Source organism: Arthrobacter sp. CDRTa11, from assembly GCF_026427775.1.
Classification (GTDB): domain Bacteria; phylum Actinomycetota; class Actinomycetes; order Actinomycetales; family Micrococcaceae; genus Arthrobacter.
In genome coordinates this window covers 3,389,864-3,404,509 of the sequence record NZ_CP044532.1, presented here as the reverse complement: position 1 = coordinate 3,404,509, position 14,646 = coordinate 3,389,864, and the positions used below count along the sequence as shown (strand labels likewise).

14 protein-coding genes are annotated in these 14,646 nt (G+C 63.1%); 11 read left to right on the top strand and 3 right to left on the bottom strand.

Annotation, left to right across the window (positions count from 1 at the left end):
• Nucleotides 1-10: 10 nt before the first annotated feature.
• The 9 genes from F8G81_RS15350 (at nt 11) to F8G81_RS15310 (ending at nt 10,278) form a co-directional block, all read left to right on the top strand.
• On the top strand, nt 11-562 hold the full coding sequence (locus tag F8G81_RS15350; protein WP_267275554.1) for a F0F1 ATP synthase subunit B: 552 nt from the start codon (nt 11-13) through the stop codon (nt 560-562).
• Complete coding sequence (locus F8G81_RS15345; protein ID WP_267275553.1) at nt 562-1,389, top strand: F0F1 ATP synthase subunit delta; 828 nt, start codon at nt 562-564, stop codon at nt 1,387-1,389. The genes F8G81_RS15350 and F8G81_RS15345 overlap by 1 nt, the downstream gene beginning before the upstream one ends.
• Before the next feature lie 86 nt (nt 1,390-1,475).
• A complete protein-coding gene (atpA, locus tag F8G81_RS15340) occupies nt 1,476-3,113 on the top strand; it encodes a F0F1 ATP synthase subunit alpha (protein WP_267275552.1) in 1,638 nt (545 codons plus the stop codon).
• Nucleotides 3,114-3,189: 76 nt separating this feature from the next.
• Entirely contained in the window at nt 3,190-4,080 is an 891-nt protein-coding gene (locus F8G81_RS15335) for a F0F1 ATP synthase subunit gamma (RefSeq protein WP_267275551.1), read from the top strand.
• Nucleotides 4,081-4,158: 78 nt separating this feature from the next.
• Nucleotides 4,159-5,613 carry a F0F1 ATP synthase subunit beta gene (gene atpD / locus F8G81_RS15330; RefSeq protein ID WP_267275550.1) on the top strand — a complete coding sequence of 485 codons (1,455 nt, stop codon included), beginning with the start codon at nt 4,159-4,161 and terminating at the stop codon, nt 5,611-5,613.
• Between the two features lies 1 nt (nt 5,614).
• Nucleotides 5,615-5,899: a F0F1 ATP synthase subunit epsilon gene (locus F8G81_RS15325; RefSeq protein WP_247042889.1), complete on the top strand. Its 285-nt coding sequence runs from the start codon at nt 5,615-5,617 to the stop codon at nt 5,897-5,899.
• Between the two features lie 10 nt (nt 5,900-5,909).
• Nucleotides 5,910-6,341, top strand: a complete 432-nt coding sequence (locus F8G81_RS15320) for a DUF2550 domain-containing protein (RefSeq protein WP_267275549.1) — start codon at nt 5,910-5,912, stop codon at nt 6,339-6,341.
• A gap of 5 nt (nt 6,342-6,346) precedes the next feature.
• Nucleotides 6,347-7,657: an alpha/beta hydrolase gene (locus F8G81_RS15315; RefSeq protein WP_267275548.1), complete on the top strand. Its 1,311-nt coding sequence runs from the start codon at nt 6,347-6,349 to the stop codon at nt 7,655-7,657.
• Nucleotides 7,654-10,278: a bifunctional lysylphosphatidylglycerol flippase/synthetase MprF gene (locus F8G81_RS15310; RefSeq protein ID WP_267275547.1), complete on the top strand. Its 2,625-nt coding sequence runs from the start codon at nt 7,654-7,656 to the stop codon at nt 10,276-10,278. Before F8G81_RS15315 ends, F8G81_RS15310 begins: the two co-directional genes overlap by 4 nt.
• A gap of 246 nt (nt 10,279-10,524) precedes the next feature.
• Here the strand turns inward: F8G81_RS15310 and F8G81_RS15305 are convergent, their stop codons facing one another.
• A complete protein-coding gene (locus F8G81_RS15305; protein ID WP_011692441.1) occupies nt 10,525-10,728 on the bottom strand; it encodes a cold-shock protein in 204 nt (67 codons plus the stop codon).
• Nucleotides 10,729-11,038: 310 nt separating this feature from the next.
• Complete coding sequence (nucS, locus tag F8G81_RS15300) at nt 11,039-11,734, bottom strand: endonuclease NucS (RefSeq protein ID WP_267275546.1); 696 nt, start codon at nt 11,732-11,734, stop codon at nt 11,039-11,041.
• A gap of 94 nt (nt 11,735-11,828) precedes the next feature.
• Between nucS and F8G81_RS15295 the strand changes: the two genes are divergently transcribed.
• Together F8G81_RS15295 and F8G81_RS15290 are read left to right on the top strand one after the other, a co-directional pair.
• Complete coding sequence (locus F8G81_RS15295) at nt 11,829-12,197, top strand: ATP/GTP-binding protein (protein WP_267275545.1); 369 nt, start codon at nt 11,829-11,831, stop codon at nt 12,195-12,197.
• Nucleotides 12,198-12,270: 73 nt separating this feature from the next.
• Nucleotides 12,271-13,071, top strand: coding sequence for an alpha/beta hydrolase (locus tag F8G81_RS15290; protein ID WP_267275544.1), 801 nt, complete (start codon nt 12,271-12,273; stop codon nt 13,069-13,071).
• Between the two features lie 66 nt (nt 13,072-13,137).
• Here the strand turns inward: F8G81_RS15290 and F8G81_RS15285 are convergent, their stop codons facing one another.
• Nucleotides 13,138-14,511, bottom strand: coding sequence for an AI-2E family transporter (locus F8G81_RS15285; RefSeq protein ID WP_267275543.1), 1,374 nt, complete (start codon nt 14,509-14,511; stop codon nt 13,138-13,140).
• Nucleotides 14,512-14,646 lie beyond the last annotated feature (135 nt).

Genomic DNA, 14,646 nt, shown 5'->3' with positions numbered 1-14,646 from the left:
CGGGTGAATTATGAACCAGGTGATCATCTCAGCCGCCACAGAGGGCGAGACTAACCCACTGGTACCCAACGTCTGGGAAATGGGCGTTGTCCTCGTCGGCTTTGCTGTCCTCATGTTCATCGTGGTCAAGTTCGTTGTCCCGATGTTCGAGAAGACATTCGCAGAGCGCGCTGAGGCAATTGAGGGCGGCATCGCCAAGGCCGAGAAGGCCCAGGCGGAAGCTTCTGCAGCCCTCGAAGAATACAAGCAGCAGCTCACGGACGCCCGCGCAGAGGCCAACCGCATCCGTGAGGAAGCACGTGCCGAAGGCGCCCAGATCCTTGCCGATCTGAAGGAAAAGGCTGCCGCAGAGTCCGCGCGCATTACCGCGCAGGCGCACACGCAGATCGAATCAGAGCGCCAGGCGGCAGTTGTCTCCCTGCGCTCCGAGGTTGGTTCACTTGCTACCACGCTTGCCGGCCGCATTGTGGGCGAAGCCCTCAATGACGACGACCGCGCAAGCCGCGTTGTTGACCGCTTCCTGGCAGATCTGGAGAGCCAGAACGCAGGTGCAGCTAAGTAATGGCAGGTGTATCGAGCGAATCGCTGACCAAAGCGCTGGCTGAGTTGGAAGCCAAGCTTCCTACGGCTTCGCTGCAGTTGGCTAAGGAACTCTTCGGCATTCTGGGAACGGTGGACACGTCGGCTGGACTGCGGCGTGCGCTTACTGACCCCTCCCGCAACGGCGAAGAAAAGGCGGCGCTGGTCCGGCAGTTGTTTGGCGGAAAAGTTTCCGCCGATGCTGTTGAAATTGCGAGCGGACTGGCCGGCTCACGCTGGGCATCTGCACGCGATATCGGCGATGCACTCGAGACCCTTGCCGCTTCGGTGGTTATCGCCGTCGCTGAAAACAAGTCGGCCGTCTCAGCCTCTGGAATCAGCGGGCTGGAAGAGCTGGAGAACGATCTGTTCTCCTTCAACCAGGCCGTTGCCTCCAACCACGAGGTACAGCGTGCTCTGTCCGAGCCGCAAGCAAGCGCTGCAGCGAAGACAACCTTGGCCGAGAAGCTTGTTCCTGGAGCAAGCGAGGAAGCAAAGGTCCTGATTGGCCAGGCAGTGTCCCAGCCCCGCGGTATCAAGCCCACCCGGCTTGTGGCGCGGTTTGCAGAGCTGGCAGCAAAGCGCCAGCTGCGCTGGATCGCAACGGTCAGCGTTACCCGTCCATTGACGGAGACGCAGGCCAGCCGGCTCCAGGCCGGGCTGAACGCCCTTTACGGGCGTGAGCTCAAGGTCAACATCAACGTTGACCCAACGCTTATTGGCGGTATCCGGATCCAGGTGGGCGACGAAGTGGTTGACGCTTCCGTTGTTACCCGTCTGGGCCAGCTCCACCGTCAGCTCGCCGGCTAAACCGGACAAAGCACAACCTTAACTGATAGAAACCCCGGTCATCGTGAGCAACGATGATCACGAAAACAGGAGAGCAGGGACTGCAGATGGCCGAATTGACCATCAACGCCGACGACGTCCGTAATGCGCTGAACGAGTTCGCGGCGTCCTACGAACCCGGAAACGCAGAACGCGTAGAGGTCGGCCGCGTTACCACCGCAAGTGACGGCATCGCCCGTGTTGAGGGCCTTCCCTCGGTCATGGCGAACGAGCTGCTTCGCTTCGAAGACGGCACTCTGGGCCTGGCCCAGAACCTCGACGTCCGCGAGATCGGTGTTATTGTCCTCGGTGACTTCACCGGGATTGAAGAAGGCCAGGAAGTTCACCGCACGGGACAGGTTCTGTCCGTACCCGTCGGCGACGCATTCCTCGGCCGCGTGGTGGACCCCCTCGGTGTCCCCATCGACGACCTCGGCGAAATCAAGGCCGAGACCACCCGTGCCCTGGAACTCCAGGCTCCGGGCGTCACCCAGCGCAAGTCAGTGCACGAACCGATGCAGACCGGCCTCAAGGCTATCGACGCCATGATCCCGATCGGCCGCGGCCAGCGCCAGCTGATCATTGGTGACCGCCAGACGGGTAAGTCGGCCATCGCCATTGACACGATCATCAACCAGAAGGCCAACTGGGCTTCCGGTGATGTGACCAAGCAGGTCCGCTGCATCTACGTCGCGATCGGCCAGAAGGCGTCGACCATCGCTGCCATCCGCCAGACCCTCGAGGACAACGGCGCACTGGAGTACACCACCATCGTGGCGTCCCCGGCTTCTGACCCCGCAGGCTTCAAGTACCTGGCACCGTATGCAGGTTCTGCCATCGGCCAGCACTGGATGTACGGCGGCAAGCACGTCCTGATCGTGTTTGATGACCTGTCCAAGCAGGCTGAGGCCTACCGTGCAGTGTCGCTGCTGCTCCGCCGTCCGCCGGGACGCGAAGCCTACCCGGGCGACGTCTTCTACTTGCACTCCCGCCTCCTGGAGCGTTGTGCCAAGCTCTCTGACGAGCTGGGCGCCGGTTCCATGACCGGCCTGCCGCTCATCGAGACCAAGGCAAACGACGTCTCGGCCTACATTCCGACCAACGTCATCTCCATCACTGACGGCCAGATCTTCCTCCAGTCGGATCTCTTCAACGCCAACCAGCGTCCCGCTGTTGACGTGGGTGTCTCTGTGTCCCGCGTTGGCGGTGCCGCACAGGTCAAGTCCATGAAGAAGGTCTCCGGTACCTTGAAGCTGGACCTGGCCCAGTACCGCGACATGCAGGCATTCGCCATGTTCGCCTCGGACCTGGATGCTGCCTCACGCCAGCAGCTGACCCGTGGCGCACGCCTGATGGAACTGCTCAAGCAGGGACAGTACGCGCCGTTCCCGGTCGAGGACCAGGTTGTCTCGATTTGGGCCGGCACCAACGGTTACCTCGACGACGTTCCCGTGGAAGACATCAACCGCTTCGAGGCAGGCTTCCTGGAGCACCTCAAGCACCGGTCCTCCATCCTGACCACGCTTGCACAGACCAACGTCCTCGACGACGACACCGCCGCCGCACTGAAGACCGCCATCGTGGACTTCAAGCAGGGCTTCTTCGGGGAAGGCGACAACCACCTCGTTGGCGCCGGCCACGAGGAGCACCAGGCCATCGATGAGGCCCAGGTCGACCAGGAAAAAATCGTCAGGCAGAAGCGCTAGTTTCGCTGGCAGGGACTGCCGGGACCCCTCGCGGTTCCGGCAGTCCCGGCCAACGGGATCTTAGGAAAGGATAAGTATGGGAGCCCAGATTCGGGTCTACCGCCAGAAGATCAGCTCGACGACGTCGATGCGCAAGATCTTCAAGGCGATGGAACTGATCGCTACCTCGCGCATCGGCAAGGCCCGCGCACGCGTAGCAGCTTCACTGCCTTACGCGAACGCGATAACCCGCGCCGTTTCTGCTGTCGCAAGCCAGAGCGAAATCGACCACCCGCTGACCACCGAGCCGGAGCAGATCCGTCGCGCAGCAGTCCTGGTAATCACCTCGGACCGCGGCCTGGCAGGGTCATACTCCGCAAGTGTGCTCAAGCAGGCGGAAGGTCTTAACGAACTGCTTCACGCCGAAGGCAAGGAAGTAAAGACGTACCTCGTCGGCCGTAAGGCGCAGGCGTACTTCGAGTTCCGGGGCCGGGAGTACACCCGCGTATGGACCGGCGGCACTGACGCACCTGAATTCGAAACGGCACGCGAAGTTGGCGAGGCACTCCTTGCGGATTTTGCCACGGACTACGAAGAGGGCGGCGTGGACGAAATCCACGTTGTCTACACCCGCTTCAAGTCCATGGTGACGCAGGAACCCACAGTGGTCCGCCTGCTTCCGCTCGAAGTTGTTGAAGAGCAGGCTGCATCGGAATCCGAGCTCCTGCCGCTGTACGAGTTTGAGCCGGAAACCGAGCGGGTACTTGACGCTCTGCTGCCGCGCTACATCGAATCGCGCCTCTTTGCGGCGATGCTGCAGGCGGCGGCTTCCGAGCTCGCGGCCCGCCAGCGGGCGATGAAGTCTGCAGGCGATAACGCTACAGACCTCATCAAGAAGTACACGCGTCTGCGCAACACTGCCCGCCAGGCTGAGATTACGCAGGAGCTTTCAGAGATTGTGGCCGGTGCCGACGCGCTTGCGTCCTAACCGCCAACAGCCTCAGATCAGCTGTACCTGCACCACAAATAAACGTAACCACGCCATCTACTGAGTGAAGTGAGAGAGATGACTGCCACTGCTACCGAACACGTAGCCGCAACGTCCGGTGCCACCGGCCGTATTGCTCGTGTCATTGGCCCGGTTGTCGACGTCGAATTCCCGGCTGACGCAATCCCCTCGATTTACAACGCCCTCACCGCTGAAATTACCCTCAACGGTGTGACCCGGCCCATCACGTTCGAGACCTCCCAGCACCTGGGTGACAACCTCGTCCGCGCCATCGCCCTGCAGGCTACCGACGGACTTGTCCGCGGCACGTCTGTCGTGGACAGCGGTGCCCCGATCTCTGTTCCCGTCGGCGACGGCGTCAAGGGACACATCTTCAACGTCCTGGGCCAGCCCCTGGACATTGCCGAGTCGGAGCTGGAGACCACCGAGCGCTGGCCGATCCACCGCAAGGCACCGTCTTTCGCCTCGCTTGAAGGCCAGACTGAAATGCTGGAAACCGGCATCAAGGTCATCGACCTCCTCACCCCGTACATCAAGGGTGGAAAGATCGGCCTCTTCGGTGGCGCCGGCGTCGGCAAGACCGTTCTGATCCAGGAAATGATCACCCGTGTGGCCCGCAACTTCGGTGGTACTTCGGTATTCGCCGGTGTTGGCGAGCGTACGCGTGAAGGTAACGACCTCTGGGTTGAAATGGAAGAGGCAGGCGTCCTGAAGGACACCGCCCTTGTGTTCGGCCAGATGGACGAGCCGCCTGGAACGCGTCTGCGCGTGGCACTGTCCGCCCTGACCATGGCGGAGTACTTCCGCGATGTGCAGAAGCAGGACGTGTTGCTCTTCATCGACAACATCTTCCGCTTCACGCAGGCAGGTTCCGAGGTTTCCACCCTCCTCGGCCGCATGCCGTCGGCCGTGGGTTACCAGCCCAACCTTGCAGACGAGATGGGCCTCCTGCAGGAGCGCATTACGTCCACCAAGGGCCACTCCATCACCTCGATGCAGGCCATCTACGTCCCCGCAGATGACTACACCGACCCGGCCCCGGCCACCACGTTCGCGCACCTGGATGCCACCACGGAACTTTCCCGTGAAATTGCATCGCGCGGCCTGTACCCCGCCGTGGACCCGCTGACGTCCACCTCCCGAATCCTGGACCCCCAGTACATCGGCAAGGATCACTACAACACGGCTGTCCGTGTTAAGCAGATCCTGCAGAAGAACAAGGAACTCCAGGACATCATCGCCATCCTCGGTGTTGACGAACTGTCGGAAGAGGACAAGATCGTCGTGTCGCGTGCACGCCGCATCCAGCAGTTCCTTTCCCAGAACACCTACACCGCCAAGCAGTTCACCGGCGTCGAAGGCTCCACGGTTTCCATCAAGGACACCATCGAAGGCTTCACCGCGATCTGCGACGGCGACCTCGACCACATCGCAGAGCAGGCGTTCTTCAACGTCGGCGGCCTGGATGACGTTGAGCGCCAGTGGGCCAAGATCCAGGAACAGACCAAGTAAGATGGCTGAGCTTGAGGTTGAGATTGTCGCAGCGGACCACTTCGTGTGGTCCGGAGCGGCCAAGATGGTCAAGGCCCGCACCAGCGATGGTGAAATCGGAATCCTGCCCGGCCACTCGCCCCTGCTGGCGATCCTGGCCGAAGGTGAACTGGCGATTCAGCCGGTTTCCGGTGACCGCATTGCCGTAGTTGTTGATGGCGGATTCTTCTCCGTCGACAACAACCGCGTGGTTATTGTTGCTGACAACGCCCAGCTGGGTGACGCGGCTACTGCTGGGATCCGCTAGCACGACCTTGATGGACGCACCGAGTCTTCCGTTCATCGCCATGGCAATCATTTTTGGATTGCTGATATTTGCACTGTGCCTTTTCGGGGTGCGCCGCTTCAATCTGCGGCGCGCCCTGGGCACGGTGGACGCCTCCATTTGCATTGCTGGAAACAGCTGGCAGATGGGGGTTTGTCGTTATCAGGACAACGACCTCGAATGGTTCCGGCTGCTCTCGCTCAGTGTCCGCCCCAAACATAAGTTCAAGCGCAGTTCCCTGGAGCTCCTTGGACGCCGCAAACCCACCGAGTCCGAGGCCGTCAAGGTCCAGCCCGACGTCGTGATCGTTGAATTGCGGTACGAAGGCCAGGACCTGCGGCTCGCCATGAAGTTCGACGCCTACACCGGCTTGTCGTCCTGGCTTGAAGCCGGACCCGTTATCGGCGTAGGCACCTGGCGCTAGCTGCCGTGGATTTTGTTGCTGACATCCGCCTGACCGACGGACCGGTTTTCTGGGCTGCCTGGATCCTCGGGGTAGCAGCGGCCGCCTATCTTGCCTGGCGCCCGCCCCCTTTCCGTCCCCGCCGGTGGCTTCTGGCAGTTGGCCTGGCCATTGTTGGCGCCGCCGCCCTGGTGGCCGCGGTGCACTGGGCCCTGATCTACGTTTTTTCCACCTTCCCGGAAGATCTCCCGGACGACGTACTGTTCTGGAGCGTCCCACCCCTGGCCGCCCTGATCGTGGTGCTGCTGCGCCTGCCCGGCGGTTCGTGGCGTCAGCGGAGCACTGCCGGCGTAGGCCTGCTCCTGGTATTGCTGCTCTCTGCGGTGCAAATCAACGCCTACTTCGGCCTCAACCGCACTGTCAGCGACCTCACGGGCACGGCTGTAGCGCGGATCCCCGTCCTTGAACCCGACTTAGTGCGGCGCGCGGATGCGGCTGCCCTGTTGCCGCTTCAAGGATGGCAACCCCAGGAAGAACTGCCCGGGGAAGGGGTGCTGCGCAAGGCCTACATCCCAGGCGATGCTTCCGGGATGGACACCAGGGAGGCCTACGTCTACCTGCCGCCGGCCTACTTCGCCGCCAACCGGCCTGCCCTTCCGGTCCTGCTGCTTTTTTCCGGCCAGCCCGGCGGGCCTGCTGATTGGCTGACGGGAGGAGCGCTGCGCGCACACCTGGACACTTTCGCTGCGGGCCATGGCGGGGTGGCACCCGTGGTGGTGGTGGCGGACCCCAACGGTTCCCAGTCCGCGAATACGCTGTGCATGGACAGCCGCATTGCACCTGCCGATACCTATCTGTCCAAAGACGTTCCGCGTTGGATCAGCGACACCCTCAGTGTGGATCCGGACCACCGGCACTGGGCTGTGGGCGGGTTCTCCTTCGGCGCAACATGCGCACTGCAGATGGGCACGCGGCACCCGGACATCTTCAGCTCCGTGCTGGCATTCTCCAGCGAAGTGGAGCCTGCCCTGGCGAAGGAGCGGCAGAAGACCATAGACGCCTCTTTCCCGGGGGACACCGCCAGCTTCGAGAGCCTGACACCGCTGTCCGTCATGGGACGGACACGATTCGATTCCTCGGGGGCCTATTTTGCGGCAGGGGAGCGGGACCCGGAGTTCGTGGGCTACATGGACACGCTGGCAGACGCAGCCCGTAAGGCAGGCTTCACAGTCGAGGCCAGGCAGGTGGAAAAGGCCGGGCATTCATGGGACACCCCGTCGAAGGGAATGGCGGACGGACTGGCCTTCCTGGCCGGCCGCTGGGGCCTGCTGCAATGAGCGCGGACCCGGAGATCCGAACTGCCGCGCTGGCCTGGCATACGGTAGGACGCCCCACCTGGAAGCTGGCGGTGGCCCGCCTCCGTTCAGCGCCGTTCACCCTGACTGTTCTGGGCATTTTCCTGCTGACTGGCGCCATAAGCGGGAGCTTCCTGAGCGGCCCGCCTGAGTCGCTGCTGGATCTCGCGGGCGTCAGCGGGCCAGGGTTGAAATCCGGCAGCTGGTGGACACTCTTTACCTCGCTGTTCTTCGCCACCAACCCGCTGGCCTATGTGCTGGCATCCCTGATGATTCTGCTGCTGCTGGGCCTGGCTGAGAGCAGGCTCGGAACACTTCCCACCGCGGCCTTGTTCCTTGGCGGCCAGTTTGCCTGCGTCACCTTGTTTCTGCTGATTACCCAGCTGGCCCGGTATGCGGGGGACGGCTGGCTGGGCCTGATGGCTGACAGCATGCTTATCGGACCGTACGCCGCCGTCCTGACCGTTTCCATGGCGGCCAGCGGGAGGCTGCCGGTCCTCTGGCAGCGAAGGCTGCCCACCATCCTGCTGTCGGTTTCCCTCCTGCTGGTTCTTTACGTCGGACACCCCGAGACTGTCATCGGACTCCTGGGAGCAATCCTGGGACTGTCGGTCCGCTGGTGGGTCCGCGGTGACCACGGCCCGTTCCGCCGGCACCGGTCCACCGGCCGTGAGACCAGGAACCTGCTGGCCCTGACCGTTGCCGTTTTTGCGGTGGGTCCCATCCTGACCGCCGTCGCCCGGACGCCCACCGGTCCGCTGGCCCTCCTGCGTGATATTGTCCTCAACCCCTTGCCTACGCTCAACCAACTTGAGTTGTACTGCGGCACCACCGTGCAGGCCTCGTGCCTGGAGGCGGGCCGGCAGGGCTTCGCAGGCCCCTTCGGATTGGCGCTGGCCGTGGTTCCCGTGGCCCTGCTTCTTATCTGTGCGGACGGGATGCGGCGGGGCCGCCGAATGGCGCTTCGCATCGCACTGGCCCTCCAGCTTGCCGTCACGGCATTGGCAGCCGTCTACCTGGCGCTGTTTGCCCTGATCCCGCATTTTCCGTCGGGCCGGCACACAGCCGCCATGGGATCCGGCTTCGCGCATATCCTGCCGCTCGTGACAGTACCCCTGCTGTTGACCCTCCTTTTGTGGTTCAACAGACGCCAGTTCAGGGTTGAAACTCCTCCCTCCTACAGGCGCGCCCTGGTGGCCGTGGTGGGTGGAGTGTGGATTGCCCTGGCAGGTGCATACAGCCTCGCATGGTGGGGAGCCGGCGGAATGGCACGCGACGGAGGACTGTTTGGCCTGCTGGCTGAGCTGGCACGGCAGTACCTTCCCGTTCCGGTCCCCAACGTCTATCACCGGGTGTTCTCGGAACGGGACGGCCTGGAATCCTTCATCTTCGCTTACTCGGGACCGGCGTTCTGGGTTGTCGCCCTCGCGGGAGTCTGGGCAGTCCTGATGGGACGGCACCACAGCGGCGATCCCGGCAGCACCAACAAGGCCCGGGTGCGCAGCCTCCTACAGCAGGGAGGTGATTCCTTGTCCTGGATGGCCACCTGGGATCCCAACATCTATTGGTTCAGCCCGGACCACCAGGGTGCCGTGGCATACCAGCAGCACGGCAGCGTTGCGCTCACCCTGGCTGGACCCTTTGGCGCCCCTGACGGGCATCACAGGGTGGCTGAAGGATTCCTGGGGCATTGCAGCAGCAGGGCACTGATCCCTGCCTTCTACTCCTGCGATGACAGGCTGTGGCCGCTCCTTCGGGACCGGGGGTTCCACCGGGTGCCGGTGGCCCAGGAGACCAGGCTCGCGGTCAGGGAGCTGGAATTCAAGGGCAAGGAATGGCAGAACGTGCGGACCGCCCTGAACCGCGCTGCCAAGATGGGAGTCAAGGCGGTCTGGGGAACGTACAACGGGCTGCCCGCGGCCCTTCGCGCCCGCCTCAGTGAGGTTTCTGAAGAGTGGGCGGCCGCCAAATCGGTACCGGAAATGGGATTTACCCTGGGCGGCATGGATGAGCTGATGGACGACGAGGTCCTGTGCTGCCTCGCCGTGGACGCGGAAGGCAACGTGCACGGCGTCACCAGCTGGCTGCCCGTTTACGACGGCGGGAGGCTGGTCAGCCGGACCCTGGACGTTATGCGGCGCGGTGCCGGGGGATTCCCGGGAGTGATGGAGTTCCTCATCGCCTCAGCGGTGCTGGAACTTCGGAAATCAGTGGAGGTCATCTCCCTGTCCGGTTCCCCGCTGGCACGGGGGCCGGCGGACAGCCAAACAGCAAGCCCCACGGAGGCAGACCGGGTTACAGAGGGAGACCGTGTCACCGATGGCGACCCTTTGGATGAGGGAGAACCGGTCCCGGAGGAGCCGGTGGTGGCGGAGAACCTCGTGCGCATCCTGGATGTGGTGGGGCATGCCCTGGAACCCGTGTACGGCTTCCGGTCGTTGGCAGCCTTTAAGTCCCGGTTCAAGCCTGACTACCGCACCCTATATCTGTACTACCAGGATCCGCTTCAGCTGCCGGCGATCGGCCGGGCCCTGACGCGTGCCTATTTGCCCGGCCTTTCGCTTCGTCAGGGTGCACGCCTGCTTCGGGAAATTGTGACTTGATTCGCCGCTGATAGTTCATGCATTGACAACATTTGTGACACGTGTTGTCGTTTGGGAATTCCGCTCGGTTCCACTGAGTAATTCCGTCCGAGTCCACTGGTCCGATTCCAGTGGCGTCCGATTCCACAGGCCATCGGCTCAGCACGAGAATGGTCTCCACAAGACTGGTCTTTAACAAAAATGGTCCCCGGCGAAAGCCGGGGACCATTGATGTGCAGAAAGCCGCTGAGGGCCTTCGGCGGGGGACTAGACCAGCGTTACGCCGGTAGCCTGGGGACCCTTGGCGCCCTGACCGATTTCGAACTGAACGCGCTGGTTCTCGTCGAGGGTCTTGAAGCCACCGGTCTGGATCTCAGAGTAGTGAACGAAGACATCGCCATCGGAGTCATCCGGGGTGATGAAGCCGAAGCCCTTTTCAGCGTTGAACCACTTGACGGTTCCCTGTGCCATTTATTTCTCCTCATTGTGGAACTTGTCTAAGTCCAGCACACCTCGTGCTGGACTTGGTCACTCCGCGAGAAGAATCCTGGATTGCCGTTTCCTGTGGAATCGGCGCTGCAGGAGCTTCGCGCTCGCAACATGTCTTGCGAGCATGAAAAACACCTACACAAAGACTGGTCTAAGAATTTCATGACAGTTCCGTCTGGTCAACGGTCTAAGCGCCCATTCCTGGAAATTTTAGGTAAAAATCGCGTGAAGCCCCTCGTCAGGCGCATGTACGCCATCGCGGCGGTGAGGCTGACCAGGCAACGTAAAGCAGTCAGAAGAGCCGTGATTCGGTGTCGTCAACCCCGCGCATGGCGTCGTAGTCCAGCGTGATGCAGTCAATTCCGCGGTCATTCGCCAGAACCTTGGCCTGCGGTTTGATCTGCTGGGCGGCGAAGATCCCGCGGACAGGAGCAAGCAACGGATCCCTGTTCAGAAGTTCAAGATACCGGGTCAGTTGCTCCACCCCGTCAATGTCACCCCGGCGCTTCAGTTCTATGGCAACGGTCGCTCCGTCGGCGTCACGGGCGAGGATGTCCACGGGGCCAATGGCGGTGAAATACTCTCGCCGGATCAGGGAAAAGCCCGAGCCAAGTGTCTCGATCTGTTCCGCCAGCAGCCTCTGGAGGTCCGCCTCCACACCGTCCTTGATGAGGCCTGGGTCAACGCCCAGATCGTGTGAGGACTCGTGGAGGTGTTCATGGATGTTGATAATCAGGCGGTCGTCGGTCTTGGCCGACTGCACGGTCCACTGCTCAAGGACTCCCAACTCCAGGTCCACCTCGTCCGGGGACGAAACACGGAGGGTGGCCGGCGGACTCATCCAGTTCAGCGGCTTGTAGGAACCGCCGTCGGAATGGACCAGCACCGACCCGTCGGCCTTGACCAGCAGGAGCCTGGTGGCAAGGGGGAGATGGGCTTTGAGCCGGCCAACATAATCAACGGAGCATCGGGCTATGACAAGTCGCACGCCGTACAGACTACCGTCTCACCGGCCGCCGAATTTCCACGGCCGCCCGGACCGGGCCTGTCACGGGATGCCGCTGCTGGGGCAGAATGGAGGCATGCCGCGTTCCAACCGACCCCGCCGTCCTGTCTCCGGAAAAGGCGGCGGAGCTGCAGGCAGGGGCACCGCTAAGGGCGCGGGCAGGAAAGGCGGCGGCGAGGTGCCCGAACTTGACCTCGAACGGTCCCGTGCCGGCATCGCCCGCCGGGAAACTGCCCCCGACGGCGACTGGATGGTCAGGTCCATCACCGCGAAGAACGCGGAAAAGACCTATATCTGCCCCGGCTGCTCCACAGCTGTTCCGCCGGGAATCGCGCACCTTGTGGTGTGGAAGGATGACCACCTGTTTGGTGCCGCGGCGGGACTCGCGGAGCGCCGCCACTGGCACAGCAACTGCTGGGTCTCACGGAGTTACCGCTACCGCTAGCGCCGGGGCGGGTCGGTGACCGGAGCACCCCCTTCGTCTATGCCTCCCCGCGCGGGTCGCTAAGCTGGCAGGCATGACTTTTGATCCGGCGTCGTACGAATTCAACCAGCCTGATGGCCCGTCAGCCATCCGCGCGTCCTCAGTCCTCCCCGCCAAACGCGAAAACGTGGAACTCCATACGGAAGACGGCCACACCCTGGTGGGCGAGCTGGCCTTGCCGGAATCCGGCCCGATCAATGCCACGCTGATCACCCTGCACCCGCTGCCCACCCACGGCGGCTTTATGGATTCGCACGTGTACCGCAAGGCGTCGTACCGGCTGCCTGCACTCGCCGGCGTCGCGGTCCTGAGGTTCAATACGCGCGGAACAGCCTCGCCCCGCGGTACCAGTGATGGCTCCTTCGAAGAAGGGATTGGGGAGCGTTTCGACGTCGAGGCAGCAGTCAGGTTTGCCGCCGAAAGGCAACTCCCCAACCGGTGGCTGGTGGGCTGGTCCTTTGGGACGGAGCTCGCGCTGATGTACGGGGCCACGGAGCCCGTGGCGTCCAGCATCGAGGGCGCCGTGCTGCTTTCGCCGCCGCTTCACCGGGCAACTGATGAGCACCTGCGGTTGTGGGCCGGAAGCGGCAAGCCCCTGACGGTCCTCGTGCCCGAGCATGATGACTACCTCCGGCCCGCAGAGGCAGCGCAGCGGTTCAGCCTTGTACCCCAGGCCCGCGTCGTGGGCGTTGACGGGGCCAAGCACCTTTGGGTGGGCGAGAAGTACGCAGCCCGGGTCCTGAACGAGATTGTCGATGAAGTGACTGAGGCCGGGTCCGGACCCGGCGGCCTTCCGCAGGAGTGGGACGGCCCCGTGGCCACGGCTGCTGCCTAGCTGTCACACACATGGAACGGTATCGGACACCTGGTACAGCACGGGCCCTCCATTGACGGCTTCCGCCTAGTGTTTGTCCTGCCGGACGATATAGATCTCTTTGACCAGCAGGAGGGTTGCGGCGGCCGTGGGGATGGCGATCAGGGCACCCAGGACACCCAACAGGCTGCCCCCGGCAATGACCGAAATAACAGCCACGGCACCGGGCACCGCGACGGCCTTCTGCATAATGCGCGGTGAAATGAAGTAAGCCTCGAACTGCAGGTAGGCGAAGTAGCAGATCGCGTAGATTGCGGCCGTCTGCCAGCCCTCGGTCAGGGAGACCAGGAGCACCACAACGGCAGCGATCAGTCCGCCGACCAGCGGGATGAACGCGAGAAGCGCAACCACAAACGCCAGCAGGACCGCAAAGGGGATGCCCAGGATGGACATCACGATAAAAGCGAAGGTGGCGTTCAACAGGGCCACGCAGGCCTGTCCAATGACGTAGTTGCCCACGGACCGGGTGATCTCCTCCGAGAGGGCCTCCACCCGGGCGCGCCGGGAGCGTGGCGCCAGGCGGTAGCCCCATTTCTTCATGGCCGGCAGGGCGGCGAGGAAATAAAGGCTCAGCACCAGGACGATCAGGGTGCCAAACAGCCCGTTGGCCAGCGTGGAGCCGAAGCCCACCACACCGCCGAAGATGCCGCTCATGGCCTGGGGATCGTTGACGAACTTATCGAGTTCTTCAGAGATGCGGTCGCGGACGCCAAACTGGTCATCCAGGCTGCGGAAGAACTCGGAATCGATGAAGTCGCGGACCCAGGTGGGCGCCTGCTCCACAATCTCAGTGACCTGTTCAACGATGGTCGGGATCAGCGTGGCAAAGAACCCGACGACCGCCGTCACCAGCACCGTTACCGCCACAAGAATTCCCGCCGGGCGCGGGATCCTGCGGCTCTCCAGCCATCCCACCACCGGTTCCAGGCCCAGGGCAATAAACAGGGCGGTCACGATCCACAGCAGGAGCTGGGTGTTGTTGGAACCGATCCAGTACACCAGCAGCGCCAGCCCGACGCCCACCGTCCCCATGAATCCCAGGTACAGGGGATGCTGGGCGGACATCCTTGGCCCGGGATTACCGAACTGCGGCGTTACCCGGGTGGCCTCGGCCTCCTCAACCTCTTCATGGTGTGAGTACTCCGGCGGCATCTCAAAACGGAGCCGTGGCTGCGCGCCGGGAAGTGGCTGGCGCAGCCTGCGCACAACAGAGCCAAGCGCCGCGGCCGATCCCGCCCGCCAACTGGCGCGTGCCGGTTTCGCCTGCCCTTCGTGTGAGCGCTGCCCTTCCGGTATGCGCCGCATTTCCGGGCTGGCCGGCCGTTCAGGGCTGGGCTGCAGGGAGTCACCGGCGGCTGGATTGTCCTGTCCAGCGGGGGACTCTTCCGTCTTGTCAGTCACTGCGTTTTGGGGCCTGTTCCGTCCGTGGCGCCGCCGTTGCGGGCCGGTGTGATGATCATCGCAAACACTATCAGCAGCCTTGTCAACAGCAGGAAGGAAAGCCGCGCCAGGGCCGCCACGCGGGACGGCCTGCTC